General features: G+C 69.2%; 11 protein-coding genes. 5 read left to right on the top strand and 6 right to left on the bottom strand.

The genetic code is table 11. From position 1 onward, the window contains the following. Positions 1-230 precede the first annotated feature (230 nt). Positions 231-788 (top strand): ribosome recycling factor, encoded by a 558-nt coding sequence (gene frr, locus AC5L38_RS22870; protein WP_495244874.1) that lies wholly within the window; start codon positions 231-233, stop codon positions 786-788. Positions 789-859: 71 nt separating this feature from the next. Beyond that, positions 860-1,729 carry a phosphatidate cytidylyltransferase gene (locus AC5L38_RS22865; RefSeq protein WP_495244873.1) on the top strand — a complete coding sequence of 290 codons (870 nt, stop codon included), beginning with the start codon at positions 860-862 and terminating at the stop codon, positions 1,727-1,729. Between the two features lie 16 nt (positions 1,730-1,745). On the opposite strand, the gene AC5L38_RS22860 is transcribed toward AC5L38_RS22865, so the two are convergent. Next, positions 1,746-2,837 (bottom strand): suppressor of fused domain protein, encoded by a 1,092-nt coding sequence (locus AC5L38_RS22860; protein ID WP_495244872.1) that lies wholly within the window; start codon positions 2,835-2,837, stop codon positions 1,746-1,748. Positions 2,838-2,909: 72 nt separating this feature from the next. Between AC5L38_RS22860 and rlmN the strand changes: the two genes are divergently transcribed. Beyond that, a complete protein-coding gene (gene rlmN, locus AC5L38_RS22855; RefSeq protein ID WP_495244871.1) occupies positions 2,910-4,034 on the top strand; it encodes a dual-specificity RNA methyltransferase RlmN in 1,125 nt (374 codons plus the stop codon). 1,170 nt (positions 4,035-5,204) lie between these two features. On the opposite strand, the gene AC5L38_RS22850 is transcribed toward rlmN, so the two are convergent. Next, the gene (locus AC5L38_RS22850) at positions 5,205-5,480 is read right to left on the bottom strand and encodes a hypothetical protein (RefSeq protein ID WP_495244870.1); all 276 of its coding nucleotides are present in this window, start codon (positions 5,478-5,480) and stop codon (positions 5,205-5,207) included. A gap of 254 nt (positions 5,481-5,734) precedes the next feature. Here AC5L38_RS22850 and AC5L38_RS22845 point away from each other — a divergent pair, with 254 nt between their 5' ends. After that, on the top strand, positions 5,735-7,288 hold the full coding sequence (locus tag AC5L38_RS22845; protein ID WP_495244869.1) for an alpha/beta fold hydrolase: 1,554 nt from the start codon (positions 5,735-5,737) through the stop codon (positions 7,286-7,288). A 129-nt stretch (positions 7,289-7,417) separates the two neighbouring features. On the opposite strand, the gene AC5L38_RS22840 is transcribed toward AC5L38_RS22845, so the two are convergent. The 4 genes from AC5L38_RS22840 to AC5L38_RS22825 form a co-directional block, all read right to left on the bottom strand. Beyond that, positions 7,418-8,089: a hypothetical protein gene (locus AC5L38_RS22840; protein ID WP_495244868.1), complete on the bottom strand. Its 672-nt coding sequence runs from the start codon at positions 8,087-8,089 to the stop codon at positions 7,418-7,420. Next, complete coding sequence (locus tag AC5L38_RS22835; protein ID WP_495244867.1) at positions 8,086-8,832, bottom strand: ATP-binding cassette domain-containing protein; 747 nt, start codon at positions 8,830-8,832, stop codon at positions 8,086-8,088. Before AC5L38_RS22835 ends, AC5L38_RS22840 begins: the two co-directional genes overlap by 4 nt. 312 nt (positions 8,833-9,144) lie before the next feature. Next, positions 9,145-12,537, bottom strand: coding sequence for a galactose-binding domain-containing protein (locus tag AC5L38_RS22830; protein WP_495244866.1), 3,393 nt, complete (start codon positions 12,535-12,537; stop codon positions 9,145-9,147). 46 nt (positions 12,538-12,583) lie between these two features. Continuing rightward, entirely contained in the window at positions 12,584-14,707 is a 2,124-nt protein-coding gene (locus AC5L38_RS22825; protein ID WP_495244865.1) for a ThuA domain-containing protein, read from the bottom strand. 637 nt (positions 14,708-15,344) lie between these two features. Between AC5L38_RS22825 and AC5L38_RS22820 the strand changes: the two genes are divergently transcribed. Then, positions 15,345-18,101, top strand: coding sequence for a glycosyl hydrolase family 95 catalytic domain-containing protein (locus AC5L38_RS22820; RefSeq protein ID WP_495244864.1), 2,757 nt, complete (start codon positions 15,345-15,347; stop codon positions 18,099-18,101). Positions 18,102-18,550 lie beyond the last annotated feature (449 nt).

Below are 18,550 nucleotides of genomic sequence, written 5' to 3'. Positions count from 1 at the left end.
AGCGACCAGAGGACAGGAAGCGAACCCGACGCAGCGAGTGGAGTGGTACGCGAGGTATGAGCGTCCCGCGAAGCGAGTGAGGAGTGGTGAGCGACCAGAGGACAGGATGCGAACCTGACGTAGCGAGCTGAGCGGTACGCGACCGTGGCGGTCCAGGGCGGGCCTCCGGCGTGATGGCGTCCCGCGAAGTGCGTGAGGATGGGGAGTGACCGAGAAGACAGGGAGCCGCTGTGATCGACGAAACCCTCCTCGAAGCCGAGGAAAAGATGGACAAGGCCGTGTCGGTGGCGAAGGACGACTTCGCGGGCATCCGCACAGGTCGTGTCACCCCGTCGATGTTCAACAAGATCAGCGCTGAGTACTACGGGACGCCCACCCCCATTCAGCAACTCGCCTCGTTCCACGTGCCCGAGGCGCGCATGGTCATCATCCAGCCCTTCGACAAGAGCTCGATGGCCGCGATCGAGAAGGCGATCCGTAACTCGGATCTTGGTGTGAACCCCGGTAACGACGGTGCGGTGATCCGTGTGGCCTTCCCCGAGCTTTCGGAGGAGCGCCGCAAGGAGTACATCAAGGTCGCCCGGAACAAGGCGGAGCAGTCGAAGGTCTCCATTCGCAACATCCGTCGCAACGCCAAGGAGACCCTGGACAAGCTGATCAAGGATGGCGAGGCCGGGGAGGACGAGGTGCGCCGGGCGGAGAAGGAGCTCGACGACCTCACCCAGAAGCATGTCGCCAAGATTGACGAGCTGCTCAAGCACAAGGAAGCCGAGCTGCTCGAGGTCTGAACCACGATCCTTGTCCCGTGCGGGCCGTGTGAGCCATCGCCGTCCGCACGGGGCAAGGATTTTGTGCAGGTATGAAAGTAGGACCCCCTGTGGAACCCGTGGCGGGCAGTAGCCGTACCGGCCGGAACCTCCCCGTCGCAGTGGCGGTGGGGCTCGCCCTGGCGGCGGTCATCATCGCCTCCCTCTATTTCGTGAAGGTGCTCTTCCTCGCCGTGCTGATCGCGGCGGTGGGCATCGGCGTGACGGAACTGGTCCGGTCGTTCGAGGCCAGGGGCATCACCGTCCCCCTCGTCCCGGTCCTGGCGGGCATGACCGCCATGCTGGTCGGCGCCTACTGGGGCGGTGAGGTGACCGGCTCGGCCTGGGGCGGGACCGCCTGGCTGGTCGGCGTCTTCGCGATGACCGTGCTCGTGCTGATGATCTGGCGGATGTTCCAGGGCACCGAGAACTACGTCCGCGACATCACCGCGACCATCCTGGTCGTCGTCTACCCCTCCCTGCTCGCCGGGTTCGTGGCGCTGCTGCTCGCCGACCCCGACCAGGGCCCGGACCGGGTGGTCGTCTTCATCGCCACCACCGCCGCCAGCGACATCGGCGGATACTTCGCCGGGATCTCCCTCGGCAGGCACAGGATGGCCCCGGTGATCAGCCCGAAGAAGACCTGGGAGGGCTTCGCCGGGTCGGCACTGGCCTGCATGGCGGTGGGCGGCTGGCTGGTGGCGTGGCTGCTGGAGGACGACATCTGGAAGGGCGTCCTCATCGGCGCGGTCGTGGTGGTCTTCGCCACGCTGGGCGACCTGGTCGAGTCGGTGATCAAACGCGACCTCGGCGTCAAGGACATGGGCAGCGTGCTTCCCGGCCACGGCGGCATGATGGACCGGCTCGACTCCATGGTGGCCGCGTTGATCCCGGTCTGGGTGCTGCTCACCCTGCTGGTCTGACCGTTCGAGTACGGGGTCAGCCCGCCCGGGTGAGCCGGGTCGCGGACAGGCGCGGGAGCACCGCCCGGTAGCCCTCGGCCGAGACCAGGCTCAGCTCGTCCGGGGTGACCGGGACGAGCCAGAGCCACTGCACGGAGTCACCGCCGAAGGAGAAGCCCGACAGGTCGGGCAGTCCGGGCAGCCCGGTGAGCATCATGACGCCGCCGTAGGCGGAGCCGAGCGGGAAGGTCTCCGGCCGGTGGTACCACCTGGCGGTGTGGCCGTGGCCCAGCCAGGTGACCGAGTGCCAGGGATACTGCCCCAGCCACAGGAAGAGCCGGGCCGCGTCGCGGGCGTCGCCGGGGGCGGCGACGGCGAGCTCCACCCGGGCGTACGCGTCAGGGCGGTCGATGTACTGCTCGACGGTGGGCATCCGCTGGCAGCTCATCCCGACCGTGGACAGGATCGTGTGCTCCCTGTCCCGCTCCGGGGGGCGTTCGGTGATGCCCACCGCGGGCATCCGCTCGCCTCCGGCGTCCCAGAACCTGCCCGCGCCGCCGACCTTGCGGTCCAGGTGACCCATCACGAACTGCTGGAACGTGGCCCAGGAGCCGTCTCCGGCGCGCCACTCCCAGTAGGCGCGGGCCTTGGAGATCCGGGAGGCCAGGCCCTCGTGGGCCTCCTCCAGCGACCAGGCGAACGGGGACTCGCCGAGCGCGTCGCGGGAGTAGCCGGGCATTCCCCGGCTCATGTCCGCCCATCCCGGAATGACCGCGAGCAGCTCGTCGTTCTCGTACAGGGCGACGCCGTCGCCCTCCTCGAACCACAGCGACCGCAGCGGTCCCAGGGGGCCTCTGCCGCCGGGGTGGCGGGTGTTCGCCCTCGGGGCCATCGGCGGCAGTTCGGAGTTCAGGCGATCGGGGTCGATCCCGTCCGGGGCCGGGCGGTGGTTGGCGAGCCAGACGGCTCCGTGCACCGTTCCCCCCGGCCCGCACAGGTAAGCTACCGAGGAAGTCTCGTCGCGTTCGACCACCAGGGTGCGGCTTCCGTAGGGATTGACGTCGGTGAGCACGACCTCGACGCCGTCTCCCCGCTCTCCTGCGGGGCCCGTGGGGCGGTTTGTCGCCATACCCCCGGACTCTAGATCACTGTCGGGCACCGCTTCGAGCATTCGCGTAACCGTTGAGAGAAGGCGTTGGACTTGTCGACCGTCAGCCCGTCCGGGACCCCCGTACCCGGCCAGCTCACCTTCGTGGCGCCGCGCCGGGCCAAGCCCGCCCGCCACCTGGCCGACCTGACCATGGCCGAGCGCCGGGCGGTCGTCGCCGAGCTGGGCGAGAAGCCGTTCCGCGCCGACCAGCTCTCCCGGCACTACTTCGAGAAGTTCAACGGCGATCCCGAGCTGATGACGGACCTTCCGGCCGCGGCCAGGGAGAAGTTCGCCGGCGCGCTGTTCCCCAGCCTGCTGACCTCGGTCAGGGAGATGACCACCGACGCGGGCACCACCCGCAAGACGCTGTGGCGGCTCTTCGACGGCGCGCTGGTCGAGTCGGTCCTCATGCGCTACAGCGACCGTACGACCATGTGCGTGTCGTCGCAGGCCGGATGCGGCATGAACTGCCCGTTCTGTGCCACGGGCCAGGCGGGTCTCACCCGTAACATGACCACCGCCGAGATCGTCGAGCAGGTCGTGGCCGGGGCCCGCGCGCTCGCGGCCGGTGACGTCCCGGGCGGTCCCGGGCGGGTCAGCAACGTGGTCTTCATGGGCATGGGCGAGCCGCTGGCCAACTACAAGGCCGTGATCGGCGCCGTCCGCCGCATGGTCGAGCCCGCCCCCGACGGCCTGGGCATCTCCGCCCGCGGCGTCACCGTCTCCACGGTCGGCCTGGTCCCCGCGATCGGCAAGCTCGCGGCCGAGGGCCTGCCGGTGACGCTGGCCCTCTCGCTGCACGCGCCCGACGACGAGCTCCGCGACACGCTGGTGCCGATCAACACCCGCTGGAAGGTCGCCGAGGTCCTCGACGCGGCCTGGGACTACGCGGCCAGGACCAAGCGCCGGGTCTCCATCGAGTACGCGCTGATCAAGGACATCAACGACCAGGAGTGGCGCGCCGACCTGCTCGGCAAGCTGATCAAGAACAAGCTGGTGCACGTCAACCTGATCCCGCTCAACCCGACCCCGGGTTCGAAGTGGACCGCCTCCCGCCCCGAGGACGAGCGCGCCTTCGTCCGGCGCCTGGAGCATCACGGCGTGCCGGTGACGGTCCGCGACACCCGCGGCCGAGAGATCGACGGCGCCTGCGGCCAGCTCGCCGCCGCCGAGTAGCTTCTCACCGTACGGCTGCGCCCACCGAGGCGCCGACCGCCGCCCCGGCCCACTCCCGGGGCGGCGCTCCTCGCCCGCCCCACCCTCCCGCCGCGACGCCGGACTCCCCGCCCTGTTCCCCTGCCTTCCTGCGGCACGGTCATACTCACATCGGCCGATCAGGGACCGGCCGGCGACCATCCCGGCCCGCTGTCAGCGGCTGTTCTTTCAGCGGATGAGCGACCGATCCACCACCGGGACAGCGACCATTCCGCCAGGAGATGGGCGACCGATCCACCACCGAACCAACGCCTGTCCCGCCGGTGACCCAGCGGCCGTCCTGTCACCAGACCTCATGCTGTGACATGTTCGCCCCGTGGTCGGCGGCTCACGGACTCCTCTCGGCAGGGTCGTTCCACGATGTGCGGAAAGACTCGTCGAGGAGGCCCTGACCGATACTCGCGTCACCCTCATCGCGGGGGTGCGCCGGTGCGGCAAGAGAACCCCGGTCCGCCTTCTCGCCAAGATCCGCGCCTGGCGACGGGAGTGCTGCCGACGGGATCTCTCCGACCCACCCTCGGCGACCGGCCGATCCACGCCATCGCGACTCGCTGGAGTTTTCCCGCCCCCGCGCACCTCACCCGCGCCCTCGGCGGCGCCTACGGAGTCACTCCCCAGGAGCACCGGCGCCGGCACCGGCCCGATCACGTCCTCGGTTGGCGCGCGTAGTCAAGGAGTTGACGCTCAGAGGCAAGGATAACCGGGTGATCTTATGTCATTGTTGCTCTGTCGTGCGGACTGGACTTATCGCGCATAGGGGGATGAGGTTATCGGGGTTGAGAAATATTTCGGTTCACGTGCTTGATTTCCATTCAGCCCAGGGCGGGATTAGCGCCGAGCGTGAAGTGGTCCACGATGTGCGACCCGGTTACAACCATTCTCTCTCCAGGAAGTCGGCCGACACGCGCCGCACGATCCGTGGCAGCTTCTGCCCTTCTCGATCCGTGATCCCGCGGACCTTGACCGGTTGCGCCACCTGACCTCCTGGGTGTCGATCGAACGTGATCAGCGCCATCCAACCGGCATGAGCGTCCTGTATGCCAACCCGGTGAACCTTTCCGGTCACAGCACCGGGTCTGGCTCGACGGAACTCGTCAAGTTTGGTGAGGCGCGGTCGCTTCAGCGGTCGCTTCAGTTGTCCGGTGGCCGCGTCTCCCGTTTGCCGGGATCGTCGATCCACGCTGTGGTGGGCATCGCGGGTGGAACCGGTCTTTCGCGGAACCGGCAGGGGGCGGCCTGGTAGGCGGCCTCCGGCGTGACGGTCCGCCAGGTACGGATCTGGGCTGCGGTGCCGAAACGCGCCGGGGCCGGGGTGTGCGGCCCGATCCCCGAGTGGCGGTGCTTGCGGTTGCAGTAGGTGAAGAACGCTTCGCGGAACGCGCGTCGTCGATGCCCCGAACCGGGCACGGGTCCGTTTCGAGGCGCTCGTGAGGGGACCCGAGGGGCCTTTCCGCGAGGTGGACCCGGCGGGTCCTGTTCCACCGGTCGCGCGTCTGTGTGGCGGTGTCGTCGTCCACGTTGATGACAGGGCATGAACTCCACCGGACCTGATACCCATTTAGGGGAAATGCTGTTATTTTCTCCTGTTTCTGCTTTCCAATATGTGGCGATCGGCTACCGTCGCCCGTTACGACAGAAGATCAACTAGAGACTGGAGCATTGTGCGAAGAAGAACCTTCTGGTTCGCCGTCCTCCTGGCGACGGCGACGGTTTCACCGGTCGCGGTGGCCAACGCGGACACCGAAGTACTGAGGGCGCAAACCATCGCTTGGGCGCCTTGTGAGGAGGAGCCCGCCGCCGAGTGCGGCACGTTGACCGTGCCCATCGACTGGTCGAAGCCGGGCGGCGCGAAGGTCGACATCGCCGTCGCGCGGCGGAAGGCCACGGATCCGGCCGCGCGGGTCGGCTCGCTGGTGATCAATCCCGGTGGTCCTGGCGGGTCCGGCGTCGAGGCCGTGTACGGCGCCCCCGGGTCCTACACCGAGGAACTGCAGCGACGGTTCGACATCGTCGGGTTCGACCCTCGGGGCGTGGGGCGCAGCAACCCGGTGATCTGCTCGGCGTCGGTGTACAACCGGATGCCGCACACCGTCATGAGAAGCCAGGCCGACTTCGACGCCTGGGACGCGTTCACCAAGAAGCTGCACGCCGACTGCCGCGCCCGTACCGGTCCGCTGTACGACCACGTCGACTCCGCCGACGTCGCCCGTGACCTGGACGCGCTGCGTGCCGCCCTGGGCGAGGAGAAGCTCACCTACTACGGGATCTCGTACGGCACGCTGATCGGCCAGATGTACGCCGAGCTGTTCCCCGGCCGCGTCCGGGCCCTCGGGCTCGACAGCAACATGGACCACAGCCTCGGCGTCGCTGGCTTCCTGGCCACCGAGGCGCTCGCCATCGAGGACGCGTTCGACCAGTTCGTCGGCTGGTGCGAGCAGGACACCAGTTGCGTCCTGTACGGGCGTGACGTCCGTGGGATCTGGAAGGGCCTGCGGGAGAAGGCGCGGCGCGGTGAGCTGAAGTACCCGAGCACCGGCCAGACGATGACCGAGTTGCAGGTCATCTACAACGCCGCGCTGGGCACCGAGGGGCCGGCCTGGTACCTGCTGAGCCAGGTGATCAACTGGTTGGACGGCGGGCCGGAGCCGGAGTGGGTGCCCCCGCTGTCCGGCCGGCAGCCCGTGGAGGGTGACGTCGCGCATCTGCCGACCGCGGTCCTCTGCCAGGACTACAACCTCAAGCTGCGCAACTACGCGGAGTACGCCGCGCTCATGCGTGTCTCCAACGGGCTCGCACCCGACACGGGGTACCACCCGTACCCGATCGACGATCTGCCGATCTGCATGAACTACCCGACCACCAACGCGCCGCACGCACTGCGATACACGGGCGACGCCCCGCTGCTGCTCGGGAACTCCCTGCACGATCCGGCCACCCCGTGGATATGGTCCGCCAACGCGGCCCGTCAGCTCGGGTCCAAGGCGGTGTTGCTCACATACGAGGGCTGGGGACACCGCATCTACGGCAAGGACAAGTGCCAGACGGACATCTTCGACGAGTACCTGATCTCGCTGAAGGTGCCGCCGCGCGGCACGCGCTGCGCCGTGGGCACGCCCGAGGAGAGCGTGCTCAAGCAGCAGGCGCCGTCGCGGACGTGGCCGACCGACCCGAACCACTGGGCGGCCGGCCCGGTCGCGGCCTCGCCCGCCTTCTGACGCCGGAGCCCGCCTCCAACCTCGGAGGCGGGCTCCACCCGGGCGGCTCGTCCGGGTGAGATATGTGCGGCCGTCGAGTGGACGGGTGTCGTCGGACCACGGCGAGTCCGGTGGTTCGACGACACCCGTTCAGGGGTTCAGGCGGCGCAGCCGTGCGTACAGGACAAGGCTCGCGGCGGTCCAGAAGAGGGTGGCGGCCGAGACGGGGAGGAGGACCGTGTCGAGCAGGCCGGCGTTGGCGGCGCGCATCCAGGGCATGATCGGCACCGAGAGGCGGCCCACGGGGGTGAGGCTGATCAGCAGCAGGGCGAGATAGCCGCCGAAGAGGGCGAGCATCGAGACGGCGGGGGAGGCCAGGATCGGGCGGCTGGTCAGGGCGCCCAGGGCCGTTCCCACGCTCACGCCGAGCAGGTGCAGCGCGATGCCGAGCGCCAGGTCGGCGGGGGCGGGCATGGCCGCGAAGCCGTGGAGCAGCGGGAGCCCGACCGCGATCGCCGCCAGGCCGAGGTTGACCGCCAGCGCGGCGAGCAGCCCGGCCCCGATCTCCCGGCCGGGCCCCCCGGCGGCGGTCATGGAGATCAGCCGCTGGGTCGGGGGTTCGGTGTCGAGCAGCCCCCGGGCGGCCCAGGCGAAGATGAGGATCAGCAACCCGGCCGAGTCTGCGTACGCGGACAGCTCCTTGCCGGGCGGGGTCAGCGTGGAGTAGAAGATGACCAGCATCGCGAAGAGCCCGATCATCGGCTGGAGCAGCCGGTGCGACCGGGCGTAGGCGGCGAGCTTGAAGCGTACGAGAGGGATCATGATGACCGCCTGGTGAGGTAGCCGTCGGCGCGGAGCTTCTGTTCCACCTCGTCGGCGTCGCAGGCGTTCACGACGACCTCGATGACCACCTGCGCGGGGGCCTCATGAGGGAGATTCCCGGAGGGAGCGCGGAGGCCGGTGGTGACGCCGCCGTCCGCGACGAGCCAGTGTTCGGCGCCGGGATGGTCCTGGAGTTGCTTCTGGTGGTCGCTGACCACGACCGTGCCGCCGCGTGCGGCGATCTCCTCGATGATCACGGGGAGCTCGACGCGGGTCTGCTCGTCGAGCCCGGCGAAGGGCTCGTCGAGGATCAGCAGGTCCGGCGGGGCCAGCAGCGACTGGATGAGCCCCACCTTCTGCGCGCTGCCCTTGGACAGGTCGCCGAGCGGCTGGTCGAGCAGGTGGGTCGCGTTCAGCCGCGCCGCCAGATCTCCGGCGGAGGCGGCGGAGGCGGCGGAGGGGAGGCCGCGGATCCTGGACATGTGCGCCAGGTAGGCGGCGACGGTGAACGGCTGGTCCACGGGGAACACGTCGGGGGCGTAGCCGACGACGCCGGGCCGGTCGGAGATCGAGCCCCGGGACGGGGGGACGAAGCCCGCCATCAGGCGGAGCAGCGTCGACTTCCCCGCGCCGTTGCGGCCGGTGACCTCGACGACGGAGCCGGGCCGGAGCGTGAGCTCGACATCCCGCAGGATCCAGGGGCCGCGCCGCGAGTATCGGAAGGACACCGTGGAGAGCCGCATAAGCCGCAACCCTACCGGGATCACCCGCGCCGGTCGCCGGTCGCCGGTTGCCGGTTGCCGGTTGCCGGTTGCCCGTCGCGGGTCGCGGGTCGCCGGTCGTCCGTTGTCGGTTTCCGCCGGCGGCTGTCCGTCGCCGGTCGCGGTCATCGGGTCGCCGTCGTCCGTCTCACCGCTCCCGGCCTCCCGGGCCACCCGCTGGAGGACGGGAACGGCAACGGAGACCCCGCGTGGGTGCGAGGTCTCCGTTGCCGTCGAGCCGTTGTCATCGAATCCGCGCGGTGTTACGTGCCCTCCGGCTCCGCGTCCGTGGGATCAGCTGCCGTAGACGTCGAGGTCCCACAGGGAGTAGCCGTAGGCGGGCAGGCCGCGCTGGGTGCCGTACACGCGGACGTAGCGGCCGGTGCCGGTGACGGTGAGGTCGTCCACGCCGCCGTCGCTCGCGGTGGTGGAGTAGATGCCGGTCCAGGTGCTGTTGTCGGTGGAGGTCTGCACCTGGTACGCCTTGCCGTGGGCGGCCTCCCAGTTCAGCCGCACCCGGTTGATGGAGCGGGTGGCCCCCAGGTCGACGGTGATCCACTGCGGGTCGCTGTAGGCGCTGCTCCAGCGGGTGGCGGGGTCGCCGTCCACGGCGTAGGACCCGACCCGGCCGTTGCCCTCCTCGACGCTGCTGGTCGTGACCGGCTTGCCGACGGACAGCAGCGAAGAGGACGAACCGGTGGGGGTGCCGTAGACGTTGAGGTCCCACAGGGAGTAGCCGTAGGCGGGCAGGCCGCGCTGGGTGCCGTACACGCGGACGTAGCGGCCGGTGCCGGTGACGGTGAGGTCGTCCACGCCGCCGTCGGAGGCGACGGTGGAGTAGACGTCGGTCCAGGTGCTGTTGTCGGTGGAGGTCTGTACCTGGTACGCCTTGCCGTGGGCGGCCTCCCAGTTCAGGCGGACCCGGCTGAGGTTGTGGGTCGCGCCCAGGTCGACGGTGATCCACTGCGGGTCGGCGTAGGCGCTGCCCCAGCGGGTGGCGGGGTCGCCGTCCACCGCGTTCGCCCCGGCGTGCGTGCTGCCGCCCTCCACGCTGGAGGTCGTGACCGGCTTGCCCCGCGCGACGTCGCCGCCGGGGTTGCCGGGCGGGGTGCCGGCGCCGGTGCCGGTGAAGGTGTAGCTGTCCAGGTCGTACAGGGCGCCGGTGCCGGTCCCGGTGAAGACGATGTACAGGTCGTGGGTGCCGTCGTCGGGCTTGGTGACCGGGGCGGTCACCTCGGCGTAGTTGTCCCAGCCGCCGGTCCCGCCGACCGTGAGGCGGGCGACCTCGGGTCCGGTGGGCGAGTCGAAGCGGAACGACAGGGTGCCGCCCGCGTTGGCGGAGGAGACGCGAGCCTTCACCCCGGTGATGCCCTTGAGGCTGACGGCGTGGTGCCTGACCCACTCGCCGTTCTGGATGTCACCGAGCCGCTTGGCGCCCTCGGCCGCCGCCTGGTCGACGACCCTGGGACCGTTGAGCTGCGCGTAGTGCTCGGCCTGCCACTGCTTGGGCCAGAGGGTGATCTCCTTCTCGCCGGTGAGCGGGACGGAGCCGGTCGCGCCGCGGTCGGTGTAGCTGCTGCGGATCACGAAGAACTGCACGGCGTCGAGCCCGGCGTGGATCGGGCCGGTGTTCACGGTGAAGCCGCAGCCGGTGCCCTGGCCCTCCTCGTGGGCGTGTTCCTGGTGGCCGAGCGCGGCGCGGATGACGACGTCGGCGCAGGCGGGCGTGCCGTCCTGGGCGTCGGTCGCGGTCGCGGTCGAGACCAGGTCGTCGCCCCAGCTGTACATGCCTCCGGCGGGCAGGCCGTTCAGCGTCACCGCGGGCCGGTTGTTGCCCACCACGACGGGGATCACGACGGTCCCGGTGCGGTTGCTCGGATCCCTGACGGTGAGCCGGGCCCGCTTGTCGCCGTTGGTCGTGTAGGTGTACGTGGGGTTGGCGGCGGTGGAGTCGACGGTGCCGTTGTCGTCGAAGTCCCAGGCGTAGGTGAGCGCGTCACCGTCGGGGTCGGAGGTCCCGGCGCTGGAGAAGGTGACCGCCAGCGGGGCGAGCCCGTTGTCCCGGTTCACCGTGGCCTGGGCGATCGGCGAGCGGCCGCCCTGCACATGGTTGATCTTGTAGAGGCCAGCGTCGGCGGCGCCGGAGAAGTAGCCGCTGCCGTACTCCAGCAGGTAGAGCGAGCCGTCGGGGCCGAACTCCATGTCGATGGGGTGCACGAGGTTCATCCCCGCGAGCACCGGCTCGATGACGGTCGGCGCCCCCGTCGTCGGGTTGCCGTTGTCGAACTGGACCTCCTTGATCCAGTTGCGGCAGTACTCGGAGATCAGCAGCTTGTTGTCGTAGTAGGCGGGCCACTTCACGTCCGAGACGAGGTTCGGGTCGTAGTGGTAGACCTCGGCGTGGTTGGGAGAGCCGCAGCCGCCGGGGTTGTCCAGGGCGGGCCACTCCTTGCTGCCGCCGTGCTGCTCCCAGACCAGCGCGGGCTTGGTGGGGGGCAGCTGCTGCAGGCCGGTGTTGCGCGGCGAGTTGTTGACCGGGCCGGTCGTGCCGCCGCAGGGGAACCAGCCGCGGGGGGCGTTGGCCGCGAAGTCCCAGTCGTTGTAGGCGACGTTGGGACCGCCGCAGTAGGGCCAGCCGTAGTTGCCGGGCCCGGTGGCGCGGTTGAACTCGTCGTAGGCGGCGGGGCCGCGGTTGGCGAGGGTCGCGTTCGCGTCGGGGCCGACCTCACCCCAGTGCAGGGTGTTGCCCGACTTCTTGTCGACCCAGATCCGGTACGGGTTGCGGGTGCCCATGACGTAGATCTCGGGCCTGGTCTGCGCGGTGCCCGGGGCGAAGAGGTTGCCCGAGGGGATGGTGTAGGTGCCGTTGTTCTCCGGGTGGATCCGGTTGATCTTGCCGCGCAGGTCGTTGGTGTTGCCGGAGGTGCGCTGCGCGTCGTACTGCGGGTTGCGGCTCGTGCGCTCGTCGATCGGGGCCATGCCCGCCGAGTCGCCGCCGGAGTTGGTGTTGTCGCCGACGGCGAAGTACAGGTTGCCGTTGCCGTCCCAGGTCATCGAGCCGGCCGAGTGGCAGCACAGCTCGCGCTCGGTGGGCCACTCGATGATCATGTCCTCGCTGGCCGGGTCGAGGACGTTGGTGGTGGTGTTGAAGGTGAACCGGGAGATCCGGTTCACCAGCGGCGTCACCTTGGGGGAGTAGAAGAGGAACACCCAGCGGTTGGTGGCGAACTGCGGGTGGAGGGTGATGCCGATGAGCCCGTCCTCGAAGCGCGCGTCCAGCTGGAGCGTGAGCGCCACGGTCGTGGCCTTCGTGGTCGGGTTGTACAGACGGACCTGGCCGCCGCCGGAGGTGGTGCCCCGGTTGATGTAGAGCACCTTGCCGTCGGGCAGGACGGAGAGCTCGATGGGCTCGCCCATCGACAGCCCGCCGTCCAGCTTGACCTTCTCGAAGGCGCTGGTCGGCGGGGGAGCGGCCAGGGCGGCGGTGCCGGTGCCGAGCGTGGAGCCGGCACCGAGCGACGCGGTGGCGCCGAGCGTGGAGGTGGTGTCGGTGCCGAGCGTGGAGGCGGTGCCGAGCGTGGAGGCGGTGGACGCCGCGGCGGTGGTGCCGGTGGCTCCCGCCGCGGCGGTGGCGAGAGCGAGGACCGCGACGCCCAAGGCCGTGCGAAGGCGCGTGAAACCTAACACGAAGGTCTCCAGGGGGGTGAAAAGGCAGATGCGTGCGGGAGGGGTGTCAGGTGCCGTAGATGTCGAGGTCCCACAGGGAGTAGCCGTAGGGGGCCAGGCCGCGCTGGGTGCCGTACACGCGCACGTAGCGCCCGCTGCCGGTGACGGTCAGGTCGTCCACGCCGCCGTCGCTCGCGGTGGTGGAGTAGATGCCGGTCCAGGTGCTGTTGTCGGTGGAGGTCTGCACCTGGTACGCCTTGCCGTAGGCGGCCTCCCAGTTCAGCCGGACCCGGCTGATCGAGCGGGTGGCCCCCAGGTCGACGGTGATCCACTGCGGGTCGGCGTAGGCGCTGCCCCAGCGGGTGGCGGAGTTGCCGTCCACCGCGTTCGATCCGACGTGCGCGCTGCCGGTCTCCACGCTGGAGGTCGTGACCGGCTTGCCGACGGACAGCAGCGCGGGGGTCGAGGTGGCGGGGGTGCCGTAGACGTTGAGGTCCCACAGGGAGTAGCCGTAGGGGGCCAGGCCGCGCTGGGTGCCGTACACGCGCACGTAGCGGCCGGTCCCGGTCAGCGTCAGGTCGTCCACGCCGCCGTCGCTCGTGGTCGTGGAGTAGGCGTTGGTCCAGGTGCTGTTGTTGGTGGAGGTCTGCACCTGGTACGCCTTGCCGTAGGCGGCCTCCCAGTTCAGGCGCACCCGGCTGAGGTTGTAGGTCGCGCCCAGGTCGACGGTGATCCACTGCGGGTCGGCGTAGGCGCTGCCCCAGCGGGTGGCGGGGTCGCCGTCCACCGCGTTCGCCCCGGCGTGCGCGCTGCCGCTCTCCACGCTGCTGACCGTGACCGGCTTGCCCTGCGCCAGGTCGGTGGCCGGCGGGTTGGAGGGCCCGTCCTGCTTGATGCGGATGTTGCGGTAGTTGATGTCGAGCCCGTCACCGTCGTTCTGGACGCCGATGTAGCCGTTGGCGATGTTACGGGTGCTCGTGTAGTCGTTGATCTTGGTGCCGTTGAGGTAGATCTCGACCCGCTGCCCGTGCACCGCGATCTCGTAGGTGTTCCAGGAGCCGGGCGGGTTGAGCGCCGCGTCGCGCGCGGCCGTGTCGGGCGCCTTGAAGCTGTAGACGCTGCCCGTGGTCCGGGTGGGGTCGGCGTCGCTGGCGTCGATCTGGATCTCGTGTCCCAGGTCGACCGGCTGCCACGGGTCGTTGCCCGGGTCGGGGAAGCCGATGAAGACGCCGCCGTTGTCGTCGCCCGGCATCATCCAGTCGAGCTTGAGCGAGTAGTTGGAGAAGGTCGAGACGGGGTACCAGAGCAGGCCCATGCCGCCGACGGAGGACAGCGTCCCGTTGGCCAGGGTGAAGCTGCCGGCGCCGGCCTGCCGCCACTGGTTCAGGCTGGCCTGCGTGCCGTCGAACAGCGGCGTGTAGCCGGTCTCGGGACGGCAGTCGGCGGCCTTCGCCCTCGCGGCGACCTGGATGCCGCCGAGCAGCATCTTCGTGAAGTTGGGGTCGGCGTAGGACTCGTCGGTGTGACCGAGGCCGGTGTACCAGGCCCGCCCGCCCTGGTAGTCCTGGCACCAGGTGATCGGGTGGTCGGCTCCCATGCCGCCGCCGCTGTAGGACGCCTCGTTCAGGTTGGCCAGCACCTTGACCGCGGGGCGCGGGTTGGCGCGGTAGTCGTACCACTCGTCGGTGCGGGTCCAGGTGGGCGCCAGGTGCGAGGTGGACGGGTTCGCCCGGTCCTCGACGCGGATCGTCGCCTGCTGGGTGGCGGGGTGGGCGCGGAAGTAGGCGCCGACCAGGCCGCCGTACCAGGGCCAGTCGTACTCGGTGTCGGCCGCGGCGTGGACGCCCACGTATCCGCCGCCGCCCGCGATGTAGGACTGGAACGCGGTCTGCTGCGCCGCGTTGAGCACGTCTCCGGTGGTCGACAGCCAGATGACCGCCTGGTACTGGGCGAGGTTGGCGGTGGTGAAGGCGCCCGCGTCCTCCGTGGCGACCGCCGTGAAGCCTTCTGCCGCGCCGAGCTGCTGGATGGCGGAGATCCCGAAGGGGATGGAGGAGTGCCGGAAGCCGGCTGTCTTGGAGAAGATGAGGACCTTGGTCAGGGGGGCCGCCGAGGCGGTGCCGGGCAGCAGCGCGATGGCTCCGGTGATCATGACGGCCAGCGCGAGGAGAACCCGCGAGATCCGGCGCATACGTCTACTCCTAGGGGGGAGAGGAGCGCGCCGCCGCACCTGGTGACAACCTTTCGGCGGTGACGTCAAGACATTCGCCGCCGTACGACAAAAGATTCGCACGGACCAACGAAAGCGTCAATGGATTGGTAGCGCTAACAGGCGGTTCGCCCCTCGATGATCTTGATACATCGGATGTATTTATTTGCGTCGCGCTGTAATTTCCGGACGAGATGGACAAAATACGGCCTGGTCAGCGACTCATCGCAATCGGCGGGCGAGTTTTTCCTGTCCAAAGGGGATATTTCACATCTTGACGTTCACAGACGTCCGATGTTAACTACGGCTGACAGATCCGATCTACCAAGTGTGAAAGCAGGCCCGGCCTGTGACCGCAGGTGTCCCGGTGGCGGATCTGTACCCACGGGGAAGTCAGGGAGCCGCCGCCGGTCGCCGATTGCCGGCGGCGGCTCCCTGACTCCCCGGCGTGCTCCCTGCACCACGTCACCCGCCCACCGGAACGTCCGCCGATCCGGAACGTCCGCCGATGCGACCCGCCCTCCCCGGGCGGTGGCGCCGGCCCGCAGGTGGGTGAGTCGCGCGCTTGGTCAAGGCGGGGCGGCGTGGCCGCCGTCCCCGGTGGCGATTAAGGAAGATCATGTCGAGAAAACCAGTACGCCTGTTGTTCATGTGGTTCCTCGTGACATGCCTGGCCGCGGTCGGCATGGCCGTGCCGGCGTGGGCGGCACCGGGTGACACGGCCTTCGACCAGGCGGCCGGGGCGCTGAGGGTCAACCACGGGTCGTACCTGTCGAAGCACGACATCGTCTACAACCGCCCCAACACCAACCCGATCCAGGGCCTCACCGTCGGCAACGGCCGCACCGGGGCGATGGCCTGGAACCAGAACGGCCTCACGATGCAGGTGTCGGGGGTGGACCTGTCGCCGCAGTCGACCTACGCGGCGGGCCTGGCGAACCTCAGCACCAGCCCGGCCATGGACAGCGGGTACACGACCTTCCAGCAGCGGCTGTCGCTGTACGACGGGACGCTGACCACCAAGTACGACTCCAACCGGACCGTGACCGTGATGGGGTCGCCGAACTCCGAGGTCATGGGCATCCACGTCGAGGACACCCGGGGCGGCGTGTCCAACGTGGCGTTCGACCTCAGCATGTGGGACCCGGCCACCGTCCAGAACATCGCGGACGTGCCCGACCTGAACACCTGGCGGACGATCTCCACCTTCTCCGACTCCGGCGTGGCCGGGTTCAGCCGGGGCCAGACCGACGCGAACGGCTTCGGCTACACCATGGCCGCCACCGTCGAGGGCGCGAACTTCACCACCCAGGTCGTGAACGGCAGGAACGTGCGGCTGAACATCACGCCCACCTCCAGCTACACCATCTGGTTCACCGCCGCGAGCCGGATCAACGCCCCCAACCGCGACTCGGTCGCCCAGGCCCGCAGCCAGCTCGCCTCGGTGAAGAGCACCGGCTACACCACCACGTACAACAACTACCGCAACTGGTGGCACGCGTTCTGGGAGAAGTCGTTCGTCCAGTACTCCAACTCCAACCGCGACGCGGACTACCTGGAGAACGTCTACTACCTCAGCACGTACATGATCGCCGCGGGCGGCTACGGCAACTACCCGCTGCACTTCATCAACGGTGTCTTCCGCGCCACGCAGGACAACTCCAAGTGGAGCAACGCCTACTGGTACTGGAACCAGCGGGACGTCTACAACTCGTTCCTCGCCTCCAACCACGCCGACCTGATGAACACCTTCAACCGGCTCTACAGCCGTAACTACACCGCGCTGAAGGCGTACACGCAGACGAGGTACGGGATCGACGCGTTGTGGGTGCCCGAGACCATGGGCTGGGACGGCAACGCGCGCGGCACGGTCAACAGCGACTACACCAAGAACATCCTGACGACCGGCTACCAGGCCGCGTACAACATGTACCTGCAGTACCGCTACACCAACGACGCGAACTACCTGCGGGACGTGGCGTACCCGTACATGCGGGAGACGGCCAAGCTCTACAAGGGACTGCTGTCCTTCGACGGGCCGACCGGCAAGTACTACATGGCCAACTCCCACTCGCACGAGACGTACTGGAACGTCCGCAACGCGATCACCGACCTGGCCGCGGTGCGCAGCATCTTCCCGCTCACGATCCAGGTCAGCCAGCAGCTCGGCCTCGACTCCGGCCTGCGCGCCGACTGGCAGAACATCGTGAACAACCTGACCGCCTACCCGACGGGCAACGGTGCCTACCTGCCCCACGAGCCGCCGATCTCGCAGACGAGGAACAACGAGAACGTCGCCTCGGAGCTGATCTGGCCGTACAACATCACCGGCATCGGCTACCCCGACTACCAGACCGCGCTGAACACCTGGAACCAGCGGCCGTTCCCCTACGGCAACGTCTGGTCCAACGACGCGGTGCAGGCGGCCCGCCTCGGCCTCGGCGACCAGGCGTACCAGGGCATGAAGACGATGCTGCAGAAGTACCAGAACTACCCCAACGGCATGACGACCAACACCAACGGCGTCTTCGAGTATCTCGGCGTGCACCTGTCGGCGCTGAACGAGTCGCTCATGCAGAGCTACAACGACAAGATCAGGGTGTTCCCCGCGGTGCCGGGCGACTCCTCCTTCGTCGGCAAGTTCACCCTCCTGGCCAAGGACGGCTTCCTGGTCAGCTCCGAGCGCGAGGCCGGGGAGACCAAGTACGTCGGGCTCAGGAGCCTGCACGGCAAGCAGGCCACGGTGGTCAACCCCTGGGGCACCCAGCAGATCCGGGTGCGCCGCGCCTCCGACAACGCCATCCTGACCACCGTCTCCACCGGCGAGGTCTCCTTCGCCACCGCCGCCAACACGGTGTACGTCGTGGAGCGGACCGCCAAGCCGCTGAGCGGCTACGCCTCGACGACGCTGACCGGCTCGGCCAACCAGGGCGTCAAGGCCCTGAGCGGCACCGCCTCCACCCTGGGCCTGCCGGGCGGCACGAGCAACGGGACGATCAGCCTGCGCTCCAAGGCCAACGGGCTCTACGTCACCGCCGCCAACGGCTCGCCGCTGATCGCGAACGGGACGTCCGCCGGCACGGCGCAGCAGTTCGACCGGGTCAACCAGAGCGACGGCACCATCGCGCTCCGGGCGAAGGTCAACAACAAGTTCGTGGCCGCGGAGGGCGCCGGGGCCCAGCCGCTGATCGCCGACCGTGACGCGGTGGGCCCCTGGGAGGTCTTCCAACTCGTCACCAACCCGGACGGCTCGGTCAGCCTCAGGGCCCAGGTCAACGGCAAGCTGGTGTGCGCCGAGGGCGGCGGCGCCCAGCCGCTGATCGCCGACCGCGACGCGGTCGGTCCCTGGGAGAGCTTCGACCTGGTGAACAACTAGATCGGCGGATTCTCCGGAAACCGGGCCCGGCGGGACACCTCGACCCGCCGGACCCGGTTTCCCCCTTTTTCCGCCGGTCACGCGGGCCCGGTCTCCGTCTTTCCCGCCGGTCACCCGGCTCGGTTTCCGTCTTTCCCGCCGGTCACGCGGGCCCTGTTTCCGTCTTTTCCGGCGGTCACCCGGCTCGATTTCCGTCTTTCCCGCAGGTCACCCGATCCGCCGGGCCCGATCTCCGTCATCCTCGCGTTCCGTCCGGCACGCGGTATCCGGTCTTCGCCTTTTCTCGCAGGTCGTACGGGCCGTCACGCCCGGATTTCCGCGCCGCCGCGGGATCGCCCGGACCTCGGCGCGCGACACCGCGTGACCGAGGCCGTTCTCACGGGCTCGACGCCCATCGGAACGCCGGGCTTCACGCCCGCCCCCGACGTCTCGCTTTTGCCCGGCCATTC

The organism is Streptosporangium nanhuense, from assembly GCF_059358815.1.
This window is presented reverse-complemented; position numbering and strand designations above follow the sequence as displayed.

Bases quoted from the DNA above. Each gene is read 5' to 3' on its own strand.
- AC5L38_RS22865 (WP_495244873.1), top strand. From the start codon at position 860: ATGAAAGTAGGACCCCCTGTGGAACCCGTGGCGGGCAGTAGCCGTACC.
- AC5L38_RS22860 (WP_495244872.1), bottom strand. From the start codon at position 2,837: ATGGCGACAAACCGCCCCACGGGCCCCGCAGGAGAGCGGGGAGACGGC.
- AC5L38_RS22840 (WP_495244868.1), bottom strand. From the start codon at position 8,089: ATGATCCCTCTCGTACGCTTCAAGCTCGCCGCCTACGCCCGGTCGCAC.
- AC5L38_RS22835 (WP_495244867.1), bottom strand. From the start codon at position 8,832: ATGCGGCTCTCCACGGTGTCCTTCCGATACTCGCGGCGCGGCCCCTGG.
- AC5L38_RS22825 (WP_495244865.1), bottom strand. From the start codon at position 14,707: ATGCGCCGGATCTCGCGGGTTCTCCTCGCGCTGGCCGTCATGATCACC.
- AC5L38_RS22820 (WP_495244864.1), top strand. From the start codon at position 15,345: ATGTCGAGAAAACCAGTACGCCTGTTGTTCATGTGGTTCCTCGTGACA.